The sequence below is a fragment of the Mesorhizobium sp. M8A.F.Ca.ET.207.01.1.1 genome (genome assembly GCF_004794715.1).
Lineage (GTDB): Bacteria > Pseudomonadota > Alphaproteobacteria > Rhizobiales > Rhizobiaceae > Mesorhizobium.
The window spans coordinates 317,309-336,276 of sequence record NZ_SRUS01000004.1; the positions used below are offsets into that span (position 1 = coordinate 317,309).

The 18,968-nt window shown below is 64.8% G+C and carries 17 protein-coding genes; 13 read left to right on the top strand and 4 right to left on the bottom strand.

From position 1 onward, the window contains the following. Positions 1-6 precede the first annotated feature (6 nt). The 9 genes from EN850_RS13885 to EN850_RS13930 all read left to right on the top strand — a co-directional run bounded on the left by EN850_RS13885 (position 7) and on the right by EN850_RS13930 (position 11,643). Positions 7-1,230, top strand: coding sequence for a GNAT family N-acetyltransferase (locus EN850_RS13885; protein WP_136091534.1), 1,224 nt, complete (start codon positions 7-9; stop codon positions 1,228-1,230). A gap of 109 nt (positions 1,231-1,339) precedes the next feature. Next, positions 1,340-1,564, top strand: a complete 225-nt coding sequence (locus EN850_RS13890; protein ID WP_127278490.1) for a hypothetical protein — start codon at positions 1,340-1,342, stop codon at positions 1,562-1,564. Between the two features lie 41 nt (positions 1,565-1,605). Then, the gene (gene ligD, locus EN850_RS13895) at positions 1,606-4,104 is read left to right on the top strand and encodes a DNA ligase D (RefSeq protein ID WP_136091535.1); all 2,499 of its coding nucleotides are present in this window, start codon (positions 1,606-1,608) and stop codon (positions 4,102-4,104) included. A 347-nt stretch (positions 4,105-4,451) separates the two neighbouring features. After that, entirely contained in the window at positions 4,452-5,357 is a 906-nt protein-coding gene (locus tag EN850_RS13900) for a Ku protein (RefSeq protein ID WP_136091536.1), read from the top strand. Beyond that, positions 5,354-6,472 carry a tetratricopeptide repeat protein gene (locus EN850_RS13905; RefSeq protein ID WP_136091537.1) on the top strand — a complete coding sequence of 373 codons (1,119 nt, stop codon included), beginning with the start codon at positions 5,354-5,356 and terminating at the stop codon, positions 6,470-6,472. Before EN850_RS13900 ends, EN850_RS13905 begins: the two co-directional genes overlap by 4 nt. A 283-nt stretch (positions 6,473-6,755) precedes the next feature. Then, entirely contained in the window at positions 6,756-7,409 is a 654-nt protein-coding gene (locus EN850_RS13915; protein WP_136091539.1) for an alpha/beta family hydrolase, read from the top strand. 173 nt (positions 7,410-7,582) lie between these two features. Further along, positions 7,583-8,353, top strand: a complete 771-nt coding sequence (locus EN850_RS13920; protein ID WP_127280350.1) for an exodeoxyribonuclease III — start codon at positions 7,583-7,585, stop codon at positions 8,351-8,353. A gap of 148 nt (positions 8,354-8,501) precedes the next feature. Further along, positions 8,502-9,719, top strand: a complete 1,218-nt coding sequence (locus EN850_RS13925; protein ID WP_127280351.1) for a hypothetical protein — start codon at positions 8,502-8,504, stop codon at positions 9,717-9,719. 406 nt (positions 9,720-10,125) lie between these two features. Next, on the top strand, positions 10,126-11,643 hold the full coding sequence (locus EN850_RS13930; RefSeq protein ID WP_136091540.1) for a WD40 repeat domain-containing protein: 1,518 nt from the start codon (positions 10,126-10,128) through the stop codon (positions 11,641-11,643). Between the two features lie 705 nt (positions 11,644-12,348). Here EN850_RS13930 and EN850_RS13935 read toward each other — a convergent pair. After that, positions 12,349-13,089, bottom strand: a complete 741-nt coding sequence (locus EN850_RS13935) for a sulfotransferase family protein (RefSeq protein ID WP_127279486.1) — start codon at positions 13,087-13,089, stop codon at positions 12,349-12,351. A gap of 213 nt (positions 13,090-13,302) precedes the next feature. Here EN850_RS13935 and EN850_RS13940 point away from each other — a divergent pair, with 213 nt between their 5' ends. Together EN850_RS13940 and EN850_RS13945 are read left to right on the top strand one after the other, a co-directional pair. Continuing rightward, the gene (locus EN850_RS13940; RefSeq protein ID WP_127279487.1) at positions 13,303-13,548 is read left to right on the top strand and encodes an exopolysaccharide production repressor protein; all 246 of its coding nucleotides are present in this window, start codon (positions 13,303-13,305) and stop codon (positions 13,546-13,548) included. 542 nt (positions 13,549-14,090) lie between these two features. Then, positions 14,091-14,390: a DUF1236 domain-containing protein gene (locus tag EN850_RS13945; protein WP_015316855.1), complete on the top strand. Its 300-nt coding sequence runs from the start codon at positions 14,091-14,093 to the stop codon at positions 14,388-14,390. 85 nt (positions 14,391-14,475) lie between these two features. Here EN850_RS13945 and yghU read toward each other — a convergent pair whose 3' ends face one another. Further along, positions 14,476-15,342 carry a glutathione-dependent disulfide-bond oxidoreductase gene (gene yghU, locus EN850_RS13950; protein ID WP_136091541.1) on the bottom strand — a complete coding sequence of 289 codons (867 nt, stop codon included), beginning with the start codon at positions 15,340-15,342 and terminating at the stop codon, positions 14,476-14,478. Positions 15,343-15,708: 366 nt separating this feature from the next. On the opposite strand from yghU, the gene EN850_RS13955 reads away from it, so the two are divergent. Then, a complete protein-coding gene (locus EN850_RS13955; protein WP_135920597.1) occupies positions 15,709-16,614 on the top strand; it encodes a S1C family serine protease in 906 nt (301 codons plus the stop codon). Positions 16,615-16,636: 22 nt separating this feature from the next. Then, positions 16,637-17,605, top strand: coding sequence for a LysR family transcriptional regulator (locus EN850_RS13960; protein WP_135931765.1), 969 nt, complete (start codon positions 16,637-16,639; stop codon positions 17,603-17,605). Positions 17,606-17,622: 17 nt separating this feature from the next. Here the strand turns inward: EN850_RS13960 and EN850_RS13965 are convergent, their stop codons facing one another. Continuing rightward, positions 17,623-18,351, bottom strand: coding sequence for an SDR family oxidoreductase (locus EN850_RS13965; RefSeq protein WP_136091542.1), 729 nt, complete (start codon positions 18,349-18,351; stop codon positions 17,623-17,625). Between the two features lie 131 nt (positions 18,352-18,482). Next, on the bottom strand, positions 18,483-18,938 hold the full coding sequence (locus EN850_RS13970) for a MarR family winged helix-turn-helix transcriptional regulator (RefSeq protein ID WP_135931766.1): 456 nt from the start codon (positions 18,936-18,938) through the stop codon (positions 18,483-18,485). Between the last annotated feature and the right edge of the window lie 30 nt (positions 18,939-18,968).

Sequence of the window (18,968 nt, forward strand, 5' to 3'; positions counted from 1 at the left end):
AAGCATGTGGCAAGCCTGGCAGTGCAGCCGGCCGCGGCGGCGGATGCACCGGTACAACCCGTTTCTCCGATCAGAGCCGGCATTGACGTCGGCGCGCACTATACGGCGCGGCTGCACACCAGCTTCGACACCATAAGGCAGCTCTGGCAACGCCTCGAGGAAACCGGCCTGTGCACCGGTCACCAGGGCCTTGCCTGGGTGGAAGGGATCGCCAGCCGGCTGATGCCCAAAAGTGCCGATCTGCTCGTCGTCGAAGTCAACGACGCCGCCACGGGCGCGCCTGTCATGCTGCTGCCGCTGATGCGGCGCCGGGCGCTCGGCCACCATGTGATCGAATGGCTGAGCTGCGGCGTGTGCGATTATTCCGCGCCGCTGCTGGCCGATGCCAGGCTTTGGACCACGCAAAGCGCCGACGCCGCCTGGGCCGCGGTCCGCGCCGTGCTGCCGCCGGCCGACCGCATCCACGTGGCGGGAATCCCGCGACAGATCCACGGCGTCGCCAACCCGCTGGCGCTGCTTTCGGCGGCGCGCGACTCCATCCAGATCGCCTCGGGCCTGGTCATGGATGGCGAGCCGGAAACGCTGATCAAGCGTATCTGCAAAAAGTCCTTCACCAAGCATTTCTACAAGCACTGCCGCCGCTTCGAACAGCTCGGCGGCCTCGCACTGGTCGAAGCCGAGACGCCTGACATGATCGAGGAGCAGTTCGGAACGCTGCTGGACCTCAGGCTCAACCGCTTTCGCGAGCTCGGCCGCTTTGACCTCCTGACCCAGGCGCCGATCGTCGAGTTCTACCGCAATGCCGCCCTGCAGGGGCTTTCCGACGGCTCGGTGCGGCTGTTCGGGCTGCGCGTTGGCCAAGCCTATCTCGCCGTGATCTACGTGCTGGTCATGAAGGGCACCTTGCACGCCCTGCTGCTCGGGATCGACCAGGAGGCGGTGCCCAACGTCTCGCCGGGCCTGACCACGATCGGCAAGCTGATGATATGGGCGCGGGCGCAGGGGCTCGGCTATTTCGACCTTTCGGTCGGCAGCCAGGGATACAAGCAGCATATCGGCGCCGCGAGTTCGGTGCTGGCCGAATTGTGCGAGCCGATGACGCTGAAGGGCAGGGGCTCGACCGCCTATATCAGGCTGCGCGGCAAGACCGAGCTTTTCGTGCGCTCCAAGCCGCGGCTTTACAAGGCCGTGCAGGGCGTGATGCGCCGTTTGCGGCGGTTGAAGACCTGAAGGGCGCCCGCGAAATTGACAGGGCCGCGCGTCTCCGCCATCCTTGGGGCCAGTCGCCGGGCGGCCAAGAGCGGCCGAGTTCCGTGTCAGGCGACCGAGGGCGAAGCGCATGTCCACTGCCGTGAACAGCCAGAACTCCAAGCGCGCCGCGGTGCGCAAGGCGCTCGACCGCCACAAGGTCTACATCACCGCGCAGAGTTTCTCGGGCGGCACCTACAGTGCGCGCGTGCTGGTCGACGGCGAGGCCTATTGGGTCGACGAATTCCGCTTGAGCCAGTTGCAGCAGGGGCTGTCGCCGGCCGAGCTTGAGCTGACGCCGGCGATTGACGATTGAGACGCTTGTTTGCTGTTGCCACGCGCTTCGATCTCTGACCGATGGCCAGCCCTCCCAAGCTCAAGACCTACCGCGCCAAGCGCGAATTCTCCAAGACGCCGGAACCCGCCGGCGGCCTGATCGTCGGCGACGGCAATCGCTTCGTCGTCCACAAGCACCACGCCACGGCGGATCATTACGATCTGCGCCTCCAGGTCGGCGATGTCCTGAAAAGCTGGGCGGTGCCGCGCGGGCCTTCGCTCAACCCGGCCGACAAAAGACTGGCGGTGGAGACCGAGGACCATCCGCTCGAATATATCGATTTCGAGGGCGTCATCCCCGAGGGCGAATATGGCGGCGGGCCGATGATCGTCTGGGATACCGGCAGCTGGGCGCCGATGGACGATGTCGACAAAAGCCTGCGCACCGGCGCCTTCAAGTTCCGGCTGGCCGGCGAAAAGCTCAATGGCGGCTGGATGCTGACCCGGCTGAAGCCCAAGCCCGGCGAGGACGAGAACAAGAAGAACTGGCTCTTGTTCAAGGAGCGCGACCTCGCCGCCGACACGGCGTTGGACATTCTCGAAGCGCGGCCGGACAGCGTCAAATCCGGATTGCGCATCGAGGAGTTGGTGGCACCGCCGAAGCCGGCCGCGAAGTCCGCGCCAAAGCCTGGTTCGCTGAAGCCGGGCGAGCTGCCCGGCGCGGCCAAGGCGCTGGCGCTCAGCCGCATCGAGCCGCAACTGGCGACCCAGGTGCCGAAGCCGCCGGGCGGCGAAAGCCCTGCCGAGAATACGAACGAGCTGTGGCTGCACGAGATCAAATTCGACGGCTACCGCACCATGGCGCATGTCGCCAATGGGGAGGTGCGGTTGATCACCCGTGGCGGCATCGACTGGACGAAGCGCTATGGCGACCTGGCCGGCGCGTTCGCCAAGCTGCCGTGCCGCGAGGCGATCATCGACGGCGAGATCGTCGTGCTCGACGCCAAGGGCATTTCCCGCTTCGCGCTGCTGCAGGACGCGCTGGCAAGTGGCGCCGGCAGCAAGCTGCATCTCTATGCCTTCGATCTGCTGCATCTCGACGGCTGGGACCTGATGAAAGTGCCGCTCATCCGGCGCAAGGCGCTGCTGGCCGAACTGCTTGGCGGGCTCGGCGCCAATTCCGCCATCCAGTTTTCCGACCATGTCGAGGGTTCGGGGCAGGGGCTTTTTGATCAAGCTTCGGATATGGGGCTGGAAGGCGTCGTCTCGAAACGGGCGACCGCCATCTACCAGAGCGGCCGCACCAAGAGCTGGACCAAGACCAAGGCGCTGAAGAGCGAAGACTTCGTCATTGCCGGCTACACCGTCTCCGACGCGGCGGAAGGGCTGGCAGCTCTTGGCATGGCCGAATGGGAGGATGGCGAACTGCACTATCGCGGCAAGGTCGGCACCGGCTTCGACCGCGAGACGGCCGCCGATCTCCTGGCGCGGCTGGAGCCGCTGACATCAGGCGCCTCGGTGCCCGAAGGGGCGCCGCGCGAAATCATGCGCGAGATGCACTGGGTGAAACCGTTGTTCTCGGCGCGCGTCCACTATGCCAACCGCACGGCGGACAATGCGCTGCGCCATGGCGTGTTTCGCGGCCTCAGGGATGTCGGCCTGTCGACGCCGGTGTCGACCAAGCGCAAGCGCCTGATCTCGGAGGCCGATCTGGCGACCATCTGGGTGACCAATCCGACGCGGCGTCTGTTCGGCAAGACCGGCCCGACCAAGCTCGACATCGCCGTCTATTACGCGCTGGTCGGCGATTTCATGCTGCCGCACATCCTTGGCCGCCCGGTGTCGCTGGTGCGCTGCCCGACCGGCCTGCCCAAGGACTGCTTCTTCCAGCGCCACGCCTTCACCGGCATGCCGCCTTCGGTGGTGACGTTCCAGGCGACCAATTCCGAGGGAGAGACCAAGTCCTATCTCTCGGTCGAGGGCGCGAAAGGCTATCTGGCGCTGGCGCAGTTCGGTGTCGTCGAATTCCACACCTGGGGCACGCACCGCACCAGCCTCGACAAGCCCGACCAGATCGTCTTCGACCTCGACCCGGGCGAGGGGATTTCCTGGCGCGAGGTGGTGGAGGCCGCCGTCCACATCAAGGGCGAGCTGGAGGGGCTGGGGCTGGTGCCCTTTGCCAAGACCTCTGGCGGCAGCGGCATCCACATCACGGTTCCGGTGACGGGCAAGCAGAACTGGAAGAAGCTGCACCAGGCAACCAGCGCCATATCAACGCATCTGGCGGCGACCGCGCCCGACACCTTCACCACCACCATGGGCAAGGAAAACCGCAAGCGGCGCATCTTCATCGACTATCACCGCAACGCGCGCGGCCACACCTCGGCGGCGCCATACTCGCTGCGGGCGCGCACCAATCTGCCGGCCTCGACGCCGGTGAGCTGGAGCGACCTGGAGGCGATCGATGCGCCGCAGGATTTGAATTATGCCTCGCTGCCTGGGTTGCTGGAGACATCGGGCGATCCGTGGGCGGATATCGATGAGTTTGCGAGGGATTTGCCGGTGTTTGGCCATGTGTAAGCCGGAAGCGTCGGCGCAATCCCTACACTTCGTCATCCTAGGGCGAAGCAAGGAGCGAAGCGACTGCTCCGCCCTAGGATGACGAAGCACCAAGTCCTCTCAGTTCCATCTCCATCGACGCTTCCGACAATTTGAATTATTCTCTTCCCGTGACCCAAAACGCGCCGGAAGGTTTCGTCAGGGATTTGCCGGTATTGTGCGGGGGTCGGTGTAGGATTTCCTCGGCGTCGATCGTCCTTCGGACGAAAAACGCTGCAGAGAGCATGATCCCGAAAAGTGGGAACCGGTTTTCGGATAAGATCATGCTCAAGCTAAAATGTCAGCGCATGGCCGCGTAGGAGTTCATCATGGCGCCCAGGGCAAGTTGGAAGGGTTACCTCAAGCTCAGTCTCGTCAGCTGTCCGGTGCGGCTATATCCCGCCACCAGCGCCAGCGAACGCATCTCGTTCAACCAGCTGCACAAGAAGACCCACAACCGCATCAACATGAAGCCGGTCGATCCCGAACTGGGGCTCGTCGAGCGCGCGGATCTGGTCAAGGGCTACGAGTACGAGGACAAGCAGTACATCATCATCGATGACACCGACCTCGACGCGGTGCGCATCGAATCCAACCATACGATGAACATCGAGGCCTTCGTCGACGAGGACGAGGTCGACGTCATCTACCAGGACGCGCCCTATTACATGGCGCCGGACGGGGCCATGGCGGAGGAAACCTTCGCGGTGCTGCGCGAGGCCATGCGCAAATCCGGCAAGCTCGCCATCGCCAGGCTGGTGCTGTCCAGCCGCGAGCGCGTGGTGACGATCGGCGCGCGCGAGAACGGCATGTTCGTGTGCACGTTGAGGAACCCCAACGAAGTGCGTGGCACGGCTGAATATTTCGGCAACATCCCGGCCGGCAAGCCTGATCCGGAAATGCTGCAGCTTGCCGAAGCGCTGATCAAGCAGAAGGAAACCACCTTCGATCCGAAGAATTACGAGGACCGCTACGAGGTCGCGCTCATGACGATGATCCGCGAGAAGCTGAAGGGTCACAAGCCGATCATCGCGGCGGCACCGGAACGCGGCAATGTCATCAACCTGATGGATGCGCTGAAGGCCAGCCTGTCGCAGTCGAAGCCGCCGGCCAAGTCGAAGAGCAAGGCCGACGAGGCCGCCAAGCCCGCCGCCAAGAAGGCGGCAGCGGGCGGTGCGCCTGAAAATCCGCTGAAGGCCAACCTGCTCAAGGCGGTCGGCAAGAGCAAGAAATGACGGCACCGGCCGTTGCGGGCGCTGTCTTCGGCACGATCGGCGCGCTGGCGGCGTTTCCGCTCCGGCTCGCCGGGCGCGAGGTGGAGCGCCAGCACGGCCAGCTCAGGCGCGGCGTCACCCGGCGTACCACGCATGTCGTGTTCGGACGGGCCTTGTTGGCCAAGGCTGGGCTGACGAAAAACGGCGATGCCGAGATTGAGCGCCGCGTCGTCGCCGAGCGCGCGGCCGGGCGCATGCTTCTCAGCGAGAACGGTTTCCTGCGGCTGCTCGGGCTGATGAAGGCGCCCGAGGCGTCTTCGCTGTCGCGCCAATCGCTGATCGACCAGTCCAGGCTGTCCGGCGCCGATCTCGACCGGCTCAGCCTGTTCGATGCCTTCGAGCATGATGGCGAGCCCTATTCGTTCCGCGACCTGATCCTGGCGCGCAAATATGCCGGGCTGATCGCCGGCGGCGCGACATGGGGCGCGATCACGCGCTCGGTGCACCGCTCCGGCCCGGTCGCCTCGCTCACCGCCAAGTCGCTCAATGTCGGCTCGCAGCATGGGCGCGCGGACGCGATCTATCTCGAAGGCGGCCAGAGCGAGCTCGACGGGCAGTTGCTGTTCGATCTGGGTGCCGCCACACAAGGCGACGACACGCTGGAAGACCTGTTCACTGAGGCGGAAGCGGCGGAGGAGGGCGGCGACCACGATGGCGCCGCCGCACTTTACCAGCGCTGCCTTGCCATCGATCCAACCGACGCCATCGCCGCCTTCAACCGCGCCAATTGTTTGCGCGGGTCCGGGCGCGCGGCTGAAGCCGCGCACGATTATGCCAGGGCGATAAAACTCGATCCGGCCTTCGTCGAAGCCTGGTTCAACCTTGCCGGGCTGATGAGCGAGCAAGGCCGCGACGCCTCGGCGCGAAGGCATTTGCAGAAGGCGATCGCGCTCGACAGGACTTATGCCGACCCGGTGTTCAATTTGGCGCGGCTGGAGTTTGATGCCGGCAATCTGCTGGAGGCGCGGCGGCTCTGGGTGCGCTATCTGGAGCTGGACAGCCAGTCCGAATGGGCAGGGGTGGCGGCCAGGGGCGTGCAATTCGTGGATATGCAACTGGCGCAGTCGGCGGGGTGACGATGGTTGGCGAAAGCCGTGATGATAGCCGATCTCCCCCCTTGTGGGGGAGATGTCCGGCAGGACAGAGGGGGGCGCTGTCCCGCCGGCGGATCCACTCATTTCAGACCGTCGCATTCCAGAGAGATTTGACCGAAGGCTGGCATTCCTTCGCGCCCCCCTCTGCCCTGCCGGGCGTTCGTCATTTGAAAGCCAAGCAATTGGCTTTCATCCGCTTTGCGGGCCATTCCTCAACCCCCACGAGGGGGGAGATCGGCAGCGTTAGCGCCGCGCGAGGAGCATAATGACCACCTTCCTGTTCGACGGCCACGACACCGCCCCCGTCACCATCCTGCTCGCGCATGGCGCGGGCGCTTCCATGGACTCTCCCTCGATGACCGCCACCGCCAAGGCGCTGGCCGCCGTGGGCTTCCAGGTCGCGCGCTTCGAGTTCCACTACATGGCGGCGCGCCGCTACGGCCAGCGCAAGCCGCCGCCGCGCGCCGAGACGGTGAACCCGGAATACATCAAGGCGATTGCTGACCTCCGGGCGAAGGGCGTGACGGGCAAGCTCATCATCGGCGGCAAGTCGTTGGGCGGGCGCGTCGCCTCGATGGTCGCCGACGAGATGTTTTCCAAGGGCGAGATATCGGGACTGGTCTGCCTCGGCTATCCCTTCCATCCGCCCGGCAAGCCCGAGCAGCTGCGCACCAAACATCTCACCGGGCTGAAGACGCCGACGCTGATTTTTCAAGGCACGCGCGACGAGTTCGGCACGAAGGACGAGGTCGCGGGGTACGGGCTTTCCAACGCGATCGAGGTGATCTGGCTGGAGGATGGCGACCATGATCTGAAGCCGCGCAAAAGCGTGTCGGGATTTTCGACGGCGGATCATCTGAAGACGCTTGCCGAGAGGGTGAAGGCGTGGGTGGCGCAGCCCTCGGTTTCGTCATCCTAGGGCGAAGCAAGGAGCGAAGCGACGCGTGCAGACCCTAGGATCCATGCCGTGACTTTCGAGAGCCGCCACGGAGCAGAACTCCGGCCCGTCGCATGCTACGCCAGACGTCACGGCATGGATCCTCGGGTCAAGCCCGAGGATGACGAAGTGCGGGGCGCCAGCGGCGTCCACCAATGAAAATCGCCTCGTTCAACATCAACAACATCAACAGCCGGCTGGACAACCTCCTGGCCTGGCTCGCCAGCGCAAAACCCGATGTCGTGTGCCTTCAGGAATTGAAGGCGCGCGACACGCAGTTTCCGCTGACAAGCCTCGCCAATGCCGGCTACGGCGCGGTGTGGAAGGGCGAGCCGACCTGGAACGGCGTTGCGATCCTGGCGCGCGGTGCCGAACCCGTGCTGACCCGCGATGCCTTGCCCGGCGACGATGCCGACCGCCAGAGCCGCTACATCGAGGCGGCGGTCGACGGTATCGTCATCGCCTGCCTCTATGCGCCGAACGGCAATCCGCAACCGGGGCCGAAATTCGCCTACAAGCTCGCCTGGCACGCGCGGCTGGAGGCGCATGCGGCACAACTCTTCGACACCGGCCTGCCGGTGGTGCTGGCCGGCGACTACAACATCGTGCCCGAGCCGCGCGATATCTACGCCACACGCTCCTATGACGACAACGCGCTGGTCCAGCCGGAAAGCCGCGCGGCCTTCGCCGCGCTGCTCGACCAAGGCTGGACCGATGCGTTGCGCAAGAAATATCCGAAGGAGACGCTCTACACCTTCTGGGACTACCGCCGGAACCGCTGGCCGCGCGACGCCGGCCTGCGGCTCGATCATATCCTGTTGTCGAAGACGCTCGTGCGCCGGCTGAAGGGGGCGGGCATAGACCGCGACGTGCGCGGGCAGGACGGCGCCAGCGACCATGCGCCGGTCTGGGTGGAATTGGGGTGAGGGATCTCGCGCCCGCTCATCATCAGCGGCGCATGCAGCCCTTTTCCGCAGGTCATTTCTCGCGCTAAGCTGGCAGCGCAGCGAGGGGGCCGGCTGATGCATTGCATTCGTGAAGACGGCGAGCGGCCATCATCGAAGCCCGTCCGCCATGAGTGACCTCAGCCTCATCGGAATCCTTCTCGCAGCGCTCGCGATCATTGCCGCCGCCGTCGCCGTCATCCGGCTGTTGCGCAAAGCGCGTGTCCGCCGCCGCGCGCTGCGCCGGGCCGATCCTGCCAACGACTACGCCATTCGCACCGACTGGAGCCGCAGCACCGGGACGGTCAACTACTCGTCCTTCGTCTATTTCGATGTCGACCGCGACGGCCGCTACGGCGTGGCCGACCGGCCGATGGCCGGCATCATGGTGCGGCTGTTCGACGGACAAGGCGGCTTCGTCGCGTCATCGAGGACCAACAATGCCGGTTATGCCAATTTCACCATGTCGACGTCGGCGGTGAAGGCTGCACTCCGCATGCCCGGCGCCTACCGGTTCTCGGTTTCGCTGCCGCCGGGCTGGCGCTCGCCCAGCGCCAACGAGACGCAGTCGATGGAGTTCCATTTGGCGCCCGGCTCGCCCACCGGGCTGGTGTCGCGCGACCTGCCGCGACCGGTCGGGCTCGCGCCGGTGCGCAGCCTGGCCGGCAGGATGGCGGCAGGCGGCAGCGCGACGCTGTCGGTGATGGCGAACGGGCAGGTGCTGGAGTGCCGGACGCTGGCCCCGGCCTCGGCCTTCCGCTTCGAGCTTGCCGAAGAAGCCGACACCGTGGTGATCAGCGGCGGCGGGCTCGACCGCCGGCTGGCGCTGTCACCTTATCCGGCCGATCTCGGCCTGCTTTCGCCCCGAGCCCTGGCCGACGGGGCGGCGCTGCGCACAATCGGCTTCGATGACGTCACCCAGCGCGGCTTCCGCAAGATCCCGGGCGGCCATGCGGGGCTGGAGTGGCGCAACCTGAACGCCATGGCGAAGGATCACACCAAGGACAGCGAGGGCTATGTCAACGGCAATGTCTCTGGCGACCATGTGGCCTATACCAGCAGCGGCTATCCGGCCGAGTTCAGCCGTGAGACGCCATTCGCCTTCCACTCGGTGCTGCTCAGCGTTGCGTGGCTGAAGGCGGAGGGGGAAACGGCACTGATCGAAAGCTGGCTGGGAGAGCAGTTGGTCGCCAGCGATGAAGTGGTTCTGTCGGCGCTGACACCACTCCACTACGCGCCGATGCTCGGGGAAGTCACCCGTGTTCGCCTTTCGGCAAAACACTCCTGGCAAATGGTGGTGGACGACCTGGTGCTGGCCGACGGATTAGGCGGGCGGCAGCGATTTTGAGATCACAATCGCGCCGTTGGTCGCGGCTGTGATCGATTTCAGATTGCCCTTCCGGATCAGAGCGGGCCGTTCATAAGTCTTCTTCATGATGCAAGCTCTCCACTATATCCCGGGCGGAGTGTGTCATAACCCGGCCTGCTGTCAATATTTCGCCGGGGATAGCTTAGTCCATATCGGCGGCGACCGTGGTAAATTGGACACTAGCCTTTATCGGCATCGCTTAATCGAACCGGAGACCGTGGCTGCGGCGGCGCGATCGACCTCAAGCTGATTTTCTCGAGCAGGGCCGCCGCGGATATTCTTCATGCCGCAGTGTCTGCGTCCGTCTTCCGCGAGCACGGGCGGCATTTTGCGATGTGCCCATGACGCTGATAGTCTGGTCCAAGGGCCGGCGAGGGGAAGCGCGATGAACAGGTTGGCTGACAGGGTGCTGGGGCTCGTCCTGGCCGTGGTCGCGGTTGCCTGTCTGGTCGGGGTCTATCCGCTGATCGATGCCCTTGCCGGGCACGGCTTTGCCGGGTTGGATGCGGCCGCGCCGCGGCTGGCGGCCTATTCGGTGGCGGCACTTGCCTGTTTCATCGGTGCGCTGCTGTTCCTGGCGGGCCAGTTGCCCGGCCGGCCCGTGCATGCGGCCGGAGTGCCGCTGTTCGGCAGGGATGCCGAGGTGGAGCCGGCGGGCCGTCCGGGCCTGCGCCGGGCCTTCCTGGTGCTGCCGGTGGTTGTCGTGCTGGCGCTGCTCGGCGACAAGTTCGGCTCGTGGCGGCCGCATGAGGGTGGCCAGGACGTCGCCAGCGCGCCGCCCGTGGTTCCCGCGCCAAAGCCCGCGCCGCCAGCGCCGGCCCCGCCGCCAGCCCCCCCGGCCGCGGCAAACCCACCAACCGTATCGGTGCAACCAGCTCCGCCCGTGGTCGTGCCGCCTGTTTCGCCGGCGCCGGTCGTGCCGGCGCCGCCTGAGGTCGCGCTCATTCCGCCGGCCACGGTGGCGCCGCCGCCGCCGGCGCCACCGCCGCTGCCCACACTGCCCGAAGGCCATCGTGATGCCGTCGTCTGGCTGGCCGTAGCGCCGGACGGGCGTTCGATCATGAGCGCCAGCACCGACCGCGCGATCAAGCTCTGGGATATCGGCGGCAAGCACCTGATCCGCAATCTCGGCGTGCACAAGGACATGGCGCGCACCGCGCTCTACATGCCCGACGGCATCAGCGCCCTGACGGCCGGGGACGACGGCGAGATCGTGCAGCGAAAACTCGCCGACGGCGCGGTCCTGCACGTCTTCCAATCCGGCCAGAACGGCGGCGTCAACAAGCTGGCGATCAGCCCGGACGGCAAGCACGCCGTCAGCGGGCACGACACCGGCAACGTCATCATCTGGGACCTCGTCAACGGCTCCGCGCAGCATGTGCTGACCGGCCATGAGTGGTCGATCAGCGCGGTCGTAGTCTCGCCCGATGGCAGGCAGGCCCTGTCGGGCAGCATCGACGGGACGCTGAAACTCTGGGACATCGAAAGCGGCAAGCAGCTGCGCAGCTGGCACGGCCATGAGCAAGGCACTTATGGCGCCGTGTTCACAGCCGACGGGCATCACCTGATCACCGGCAGCGGCGACCTGACGATCAAGGTTTGGGATCTCGACAGCGGCCGCGAGGTGAAGCGCTTCGAGGGCCACGAGGGTACGGTCTACGCACTGGCGTTGTCGGCGGACGGCAAGCGCCTGCTGTCGGCCTCGCTCGACGGCACCGCAAGGCTGTGGGACATCGAGAGCGGCAACCAGATCGCCATGTTCGACAGCCAGACCGGGCCGATCTACGCGGTGGCCTTCGCCGCCGACGGCACGGTGCTGACCGGCGGCTACGACCGCACAATCAGGGATTGGCCGGCCACCGGGGGCGACGGCGTCGTGCTGTTTGCGGGTGCGCCGGAGTGAGTGGAGATGTTGCGCCCACGCAATCGGAATGCTGAACGCGCCGAGCGCCTGGCCGACACGGACGGGGGGGCGCATTGTTGGGGTGTGCTCGGCGCCCGCGCCAGCCAGGGCGGCTCGTACCGCCGCAATAACATCATCGCACATTGCATGACGGCTGAAACTTCCGCGAAAGCGGAATAGGCAAAGGTTGCAAGGTCCGGCATCCTGACCGGGCATAGTCGGCCAACCACCCGACGGGCGTCGACGAGAGAACAACCTCTTCGCCTTTGCAGCATTGGCCCGGCAAGCCGAGAGCGGACGGTTTATCGCCGGAGCAAGGTGCTGACGCCTCTGAAGTGACGGCCACGGCGTGTTACCGCGCCGTGAATCGAACCGTGCGGTCTTCCTTGTAGGACCAAGGTCTTGGGTGGTACGCGCAAAGGTCCGGGGGGCCTTGTTCGGTTCCGGCAATGTCCATTGGACGTTCCGCTGTTTTATCCAATTGATATATAATGATCCTGTCTCGACGTCAGCTCGAGAAGGGGCAAAAGCCTGTTCCGACAGCCATCGACCGGCGACCGCCCGCCAGGAAAGGCAAGCGCAAAATTGCCGCGAGAGCCGTTGGCAATCAGTGCCGGACCGAAAGCCGGCGGTCGTTGAGGTCGTTTGTTTCGGCAGCGAAAAACTCGACCTGCTCGATGCAGGCAGGCGCGCCTGGGCTTGCCGTTACCCCAGCCACCACCACAATGCCGCGATCACCGCCGTGATGGCGGCTACCGTCAGTCCCAGCATGATGTAGGAGCCCTTGATGATGTCGCGAATTATCTTCTTGATCGTTTCGCGGTCGTTCAGGTTGGGGAAGGGCTCGTTCGGCTGCGCCACGTCGAGGAAATGGCAGAGCGGGCCCCAGCCTTCGCTGACCTTGAACACCAGCAGCTTTTCCGGCGGCACGGCCGCCTTAACCTCGTCGACATAGGCGTTGTAGCGGGCCACCGCCTTGTCGCGGTCGCCCATGACGCCGGCCAGCGTGCGGCCCCAGATCAGCTTGCGCGACATGTCGCCGAACTTGCGGCCGAACGGGGTGAGCCATTCCAGGATCTTGAACTGCCACAGGTTCTCGGTGAAGTAGATCGTGTCGATCGTGCTTTCGTACCATGCCTCGGCGCCGCGTGGGTGCAATGTCAGCAGCACCTTGGCGTCGGGGTAGGCCACCATCAGTTCGCGCCACACGCAGCAGCCGGGATTGTCGACCGTGGCGGTGTAGTTGGCGAACACCTTGTCCCAATCCTGCTGCGAACCGGGCGGGCTGTTGGCCACCTTGCGCCAGAAATCGAGATGGCCGGTGTTGGCCTTGTTCATGATCACTTCCTGCATGTGGTAGCAGGGCAGGCCAAGCTTGTTCAGCGCGGCGAAGGTCGACCATGTGCCGGTGCGGCCGAAACCGGCCCCGATCAATTTGAGCGTCATTCCCCATCCCCCACCGGACTTTTTTTCCCGATTACCCCGGTCCGTGAGCATCAAACTGCTCCTGTCAGCGCTGGCGTGCAACAAATTTCTAGGTGGATCCCATCAGGACACCACATACTTGCGTAGTTGCTAAAATAATGAAAGCCTGTGCGCGGGTGCGGAGATGTGGCAGGGAGTCGCCGGTCTGGGACGGTTCGGCGATCTTGAAGGGCGATGTATTTTGGGCCATTTCTCGTCGGCATGTCGGCGACCACGACGCTTGTCGCGGTCTGGACCTATATGGCTACCGGCTCCTTCTGGGAGGCGCTTGCCTGGACAGTGATGGTTCTGGTTGTCCTGCAGGTCGGCTACTTCGTGCTCGTCCTGGGGCTTGTCTACAGGCGCGCGCAAGACGCCGTGACAAGCCAGGACGGAGTCAGCCAGGTGCCGCCGCTACATCGGGACGGCGTTCGGTTCTAACGAAGAGGCCTGGCTCCGGCCAGGACGACGCTCCCCGCAGCGCATTCCTTCGCCAGGAGGATATCTGGAGGCTTTGCTGACCGGTTTGTCGAGTGTTGTCCACCCCTGCCAAATCGCGGCGGCCAAGGTGGAACGAAGCTGCGATGCGCGCGTTTTCCTGCCGTGGCCGGCGAGGCGCCACCTCCACCGGTCCGTTGAAGGCCCGCTCTGCTCCCGGCAGGGTGGGCCTTTTTTGGAAGGCGAGGTAAGCATGGGAACGACACCCCTCGCCATACGTTAGCTGATGGGGTGACGCGAACAATCCCATCAAGATGTGTCATTGTCTTGCCTTTGCAAAGCGTTTACGTCTTGCATTCCAGGAACTCGAAGATTTTTTTGGGGCTGCGAAGCATATCAGCGCTGACAGCTTCGCTTAAATATCTAACGAATTGTGGCATGTTGTTGGTCGAATGCCACATTCATTTCACATATAGGGATGGAACCTCCGAGTTTCGTGAGAGTTTTTGCTTGAGGCGGAGCAATTACCAATCATGGAGGTTGTCATGAAACATTATCTCACGAGTGCCGCGGCTGCCATCGTTCTGCTGGGCGGCGTCGGCGCGGCTTTGGCGGACACCATCGTGGTCCAGCCGGAACAGGAAACGGTCGTTCGCGAATACATCAAGAAGGAGCCGCTGGCGTCGGTGAACCTTCTGGGCGTCGAACTCAAGCTCGGCTCGTCCGTGCCGGACAAGGTCGAACTGCGTGAAGTTCCCAACGTCAAGTACCGCGTCGCGGTGATCAACGATCAGACCGTGCTGGTGGACCCCGACACCCGTCAGATCGTTGAAGTCCTTCACTGATCCGTCTCACGCATCAGGCAAAAAGCCCATCACCGATTTAACTCGGTGATGGGCTTTTTTACGTCGGGCACAGCTACCCTGAAATCTACTCGGCGGCCAGCTTGTCCTGCGTCCTGGTGTCGAAGTCGCTGGCATCATGGCGCTCGTGCAACTGTATGGCCGGTTCGCCGAAGGCGCGGTTGACCATGCGGCCGCGCTTTACCGCGGGGCGTTCATCGATCGCTTTCGCCCAGCGCTGCACGTTCTTGTAGTCCTGCACCGACAGGAACTCCCCGGAATCATTATACATCCTGCCGAGCGCCAGCCCACCATACCAGGGCCAGACCGCCATGTCGGCGATGGTGTAATCCTTGCCGCCGAGATATTCGGTCTCGGCCAGCCGGCGATCGAGAACGTCCATCTGACGCTTCACCTCCATCGAGAAACGGTCGATGGCATATTCGAACTTTTCCGGCGCATAGGCATAGAAATGGCCGAACCCGCCACCGAGATAGGGGGCCGAGCCCATCTGCCAGAACAACCAGGACAGGACTTCGGCGCGGGCCGGCTGTTCGGCCGGCAGGAACGCGCCGAACTTTTCGGCGAGATAGACCAGGATCGAGCCGGATTCGAAAACGCGCACCGGCGTCTTGCCGCTGTGGTCCATCAGCGCGGGAATCTTGGAATTGGGATTGACCTCGACAAAGCCGCTGCCGAACTGGTCGCCATCGTTGATGCGGATCAGCCATGCGTCGTATTCGGCGCCCTTGTGGCCAAGCGCAAGGAGCTCTTCCAGCATCACCGTCACCTTGACGCCGTTCGGCGTCGCCAGCGAATAAAGCTGCAGCGGATGCTTGCCGACGGGCAAATCCTTGTCATGCGTCGGACCGGCGATCGGGCGGTTGATGCTGGCAAAGGTGCCACCATTGGCTTTGTTCCAGGTCCAAACTTTCGGCGGGGTGTATTCGGTCATGTCGGCTCTCGTATCGTGGGAAGGATGGGCAGGTCACCCATAGCTAGGGCTGCGGAGAAGGAAGTTCAACTTGTGTTGAACTATTGTCAATGTCAGCGCCGCCCCTCATTGTCCTGCCGGACATTTCCCCCCGTATAGTGACGGGGAGAAAGCGGCTGTCATCGGCGATTTCGCCAATTGTCTGAGTCGCAAGAAGGGCGCCGAGGGGTCGCGACAGCATTCTTCTCCCCGTCACTATACGGGGAGAAGGTGCCGGCAGGCGGATGAGGGGCGGCGCCAGCCTAAAAGACGGTCTTTGTCGTCGGCCCTTGCACCCTCTTTGGCATGGCATACCTATATAGATATTACCTACAGGAAATGGATAGCATGACCATCAATCCCAATCCGCGCTCCGTCGTTGCCGTGCGGGCGACCGTTCCCGACGATGCCTTCACCGCCGGCGCCCTCGGAACGCTCAGGGAAGGCAGCGGCGTCGTCATCAGGGATGACGGTCTGGTGCTGACCATCGGCTATCTCATCACCGAGGCCGACGAGGTCTGGCTGACCGCGCATGACGGCCGCGTCATCCCCGCGCACGCGCTGGCCTACGACCAGGAATCGGGCTTCGGCCTCGTCCAGGCGCTGGCGCCGACCGGTCTGCCGGCCGTGGCGCTGGGCGATGCCGGCAAGGCCAGGATCGGCGACGCTGTGGTGCTTGCCGACGGCATCGGCCGGGCGGTCGAGGCCAAGATCGTCACCAAGCAGGAATTCGCCGGCTATTGGGAGTATCTGCTCGACGAGGCGATCTTCATCGCGCCGGCGCATCCGTCCTGGGGCGGCGCGCCCTTGTTCGGCGCCGATGGCGCGCTGCTCGGCATCGGCTCGCTGCGCTTGCAGATGAGCCGCGCCGGCGAGGTTGCCGATATCAACATGGTGGTGCCGATCGACCTCTTGCCGCCGATCCTCGACGATCTGCTGACGCGGGGCCAGGTGGCCAAGCCGCCGCGCCCGTGGCTCGGCGCGCTGTCGGCTGAAAGCGACGGCAAGGTGGTGGTGATGAGCGTGACCGATGGTGGCCCGGCGGCCAAGGCCGGCCTGCGCGAAGGCGACGTCATCTCCGAGGTGCGCGACGGCGCCGTCGACGGGCTCGCCGATTTCTATCGCAAGCTGTGGGACAGCGGCTCGGCGGGCGCCGAAATCCCGATGCGGGTGGTGCGTGACGGCCGCGAAACCTGGCTGCGCGTCAAGTCCGCCGATCGCGGCAGTTTCCTGAAGAAGCCGCAGCTGCAGTAGATCGGACGATTTCGGCCAGACGATGCATCCAAGACTGCTCAGGACCTTCCTCGCGGTGGCGCGCAGCCGCAACATCACACGCGCCGCCGAGGCGGTTCATCTCGCCCAATCGAGTGTCAGCGACCAGATCCAGTCGCTGGAGGCCGAACTTGGCACTGCCTTGTTCACGCGCTCGAAATCAGGCCTGGAACTGACGCCGGCGGGGCTGGCGCTGAAGCCCATCGCCGAAGAACTGCTGCGGCTCGACGGCGAGGCGCGGGCGGCAGTGCTTGCGGCGGCGGGGCAGACCAGCGGCGCACTGACCATCGGCGCGCTCGAGACGATCGCCTCGGCCCGGCTGGCGCCCTGGCTGCCGGGATTCCAGGCCAGTCATCCCGATATCACCGTGCGGATGAAGGTGGCCGACAGCGGCACGCTGCTGCGCCAGCTGGAGGAGGGCGACATCGATGTCGCCTTCTGTTTCGATCGCCGCGACCTTTCGAACGGCGGCGCCGATCAACGCTTCGCCAGGCGCACGATAGCGGCCGAACCGCTGGCGCTTGTCGCCGCGCCGGGGCAGAGCGCGGTTCCGCGCGACCTGGCTGCTCTTGCAGCCAAGCGTTTCGTGGCAACGGAGCCTGGATGCATCTATCGGCACATGTTCGACACCGCCTTTGCCGAAGCAGGCATCGGCGCGCCGGAACTCGCCGCCGAAGTCGGCAGCATCGGCGCCATTGCGCGGCTGGTGGCTGCCGGCTCGGGGCTGGGCCTCGTTCCACGTCTCGCGGTCAGCGACGCGCTGGCGCGTGGTGATCTCACCGAACTGACATGGCCCGGTGAGATGCGGACAGCGCCGCTGACGATGATCTGGCGGCGCCGGCGCGTCCAGACGCCGGCACTCCGGCAATTGCTCGCCGCCGCGCGCGAAACGCTGGTGCCCGAACGCTCCCGGGCTGATTCAGGTCTTGAATCGGAGAACCGCCCCAAGGTCTTGTTTCCAAACAATTCCTGAAGAGGCGGCGCTTCCGTCTAGGCAAGGCGATGTCCGCCCTCGACATGCAGTGTCGTTCCCGTCGTAAAACCATTGCCCATCAGGAAGAAAATCGCGTCGGCGATATCGTCGGGATGGCCGATCCTGCCGACCGGCAGCCGCTCGGCCATCGCCGCAAGCGTCTCTGCCTTCCTGTCGCCCGCAACTTGCCCCCAGATCTCGGTGTCGACCCAGCCGGGCGAGACGGCGTTGACGCGGATCGGCGCGAGTTCGATCGCCAGCGCCCGCACCAGCCCTTCGAGCGCGGCATTGACGGCGGCGACGACCGAGCCGCGCGGGGCCGGCCGGTAGGCGGCGATGCCGGAAACGAAGCTCATCGAGCCGCTCACCGCAAGCCCCGGCGCACCATGCTTGGCGAGCAGCAGCGGGCCGAAGAGCTTGCTGTCGACCACGCGTTGCGCAGCGTTCAGGTCAAGCCCCGGCAGTAGCCTATAGGCGCCTTCGATGTCGGCGGCGGTGCTGACGATATGGTCGAGGCCGCCGATCCCGGCAAACAACGCCGCGACCTGGTCTTCTCGCGTGATGTCGACAGCGGCAATGTGGAGGCCTGCGGGATTGCCCAGCGCCTCGCGGGCCTGCCGCAACCTGTCCTCGCGGCGCCCGGCGATGATGACTTCAGCGCCAGCCTCGATGCAACGGCTGGCCAGGGCCAGGCCCATGCCGGAGCCGCCGCCGGCGATCAGGATTTTCTGGTTCGAAAGCTGCATTTCGCTCTGCCTTTGCTGGATTGGGACAAGGGCAGGGGATTGGCAGGTCGATGCGGAAAGCGGAAACGGAAGAAACCGATGGTGCCATCGGAGGCGCCGATGATGCGCGCCGCGCACGAGCACCGTCTCGTTCAACGCGCCAGCGGGCTGTCCCAGACGACGAACAGCAGTGCTTTCAGTTGGGCAAAGCGCTCCGGCCCAAGTTCGGTACGCCACTCCTCTTCGATGTCGCGCAATATGTCGACCATTTTCCAGAAAGCGGCGTGGCCGCGCTCGGTGGACCGCACCACGCGCGCGCTGCCTTCGCCGTCGGAGCGAAGGAGATAGCCATAGCCTTCCAGACTGCTGAGCAACTGGTTGATGGCCTGCTTGCTCATGCCGGCGCGCTCGGCGATCGTGCCGGGCCGCGCGCCGTCCGGGCCGGGAAACTGCAGCACCGCCATATGCGGCAAGCGCAATTCCTCGAAACCGGCGGCGTTGAGCTCCTTGATCAGCCGGCGTTGGATCGCCTGGGCAGGCACGCGCAGCAGGGCGCCGATCAAAAGGTCCTCGGTCTTGGTCTGCAGGACTCCGGTGGAGGTGGTCATTGACGATCCGGTAAATTGAGTTTACTCATA

Coding starts and splice junctions, on each gene's coding strand:
- EN850_RS13920 (WP_127280350.1), top strand. CDS start 7,583: ATGAAAATCGCCTCGTTCAACATCAACAACATCAACAGCCGGCTGGAC.
- EN850_RS13900 (WP_136091536.1), top strand. CDS start 4,452: ATGGCGCCCAGGGCAAGTTGGAAGGGTTACCTCAAGCTCAGTCTCGTC.
- EN850_RS13940 (WP_127279487.1), top strand. CDS start 13,303: ATGTATTTTGGGCCATTTCTCGTCGGCATGTCGGCGACCACGACGCTT.
- EN850_RS13930 (WP_136091540.1), top strand. CDS start 10,126: ATGAACAGGTTGGCTGACAGGGTGCTGGGGCTCGTCCTGGCCGTGGTC.
- EN850_RS13905 (WP_136091537.1), top strand. CDS start 5,354: ATGACGGCACCGGCCGTTGCGGGCGCTGTCTTCGGCACGATCGGCGCG.
- EN850_RS13945 (WP_015316855.1), top strand. CDS start 14,091: ATGAAACATTATCTCACGAGTGCCGCGGCTGCCATCGTTCTGCTGGGC.
- EN850_RS13960 (WP_135931765.1), top strand. CDS start 16,637: ATGCATCCAAGACTGCTCAGGACCTTCCTCGCGGTGGCGCGCAGCCGC.
- EN850_RS13915 (WP_136091539.1), top strand. CDS start 6,756: ATGACCACCTTCCTGTTCGACGGCCACGACACCGCCCCCGTCACCATC.
- yghU (WP_136091541.1), bottom strand. CDS start 15,342: ATGACCGAATACACCCCGCCGAAAGTTTGGACCTGGAACAAAGCCAAT.
- ligD (WP_136091535.1), top strand. CDS start 1,606: ATGGCCAGCCCTCCCAAGCTCAAGACCTACCGCGCCAAGCGCGAATTC.
- EN850_RS13890 (WP_127278490.1), top strand. CDS start 1,340: ATGTCCACTGCCGTGAACAGCCAGAACTCCAAGCGCGCCGCGGTGCGC.
- EN850_RS13955 (WP_135920597.1), top strand. CDS start 15,709: ATGACCATCAATCCCAATCCGCGCTCCGTCGTTGCCGTGCGGGCGACC.
- EN850_RS13965 (WP_136091542.1), bottom strand. CDS start 18,351: ATGCAGCTTTCGAACCAGAAAATCCTGATCGCCGGCGGCGGCTCCGGC.
- EN850_RS13925 (WP_127280351.1), top strand. CDS start 8,502: ATGAGTGACCTCAGCCTCATCGGAATCCTTCTCGCAGCGCTCGCGATC.
- EN850_RS13970 (WP_135931766.1), bottom strand. CDS start 18,938: ATGACCACCTCCACCGGAGTCCTGCAGACCAAGACCGAGGACCTTTTG.
- EN850_RS13935 (WP_127279486.1), bottom strand. CDS start 13,089: ATGACGCTCAAATTGATCGGGGCCGGTTTCGGCCGCACCGGCACATGG.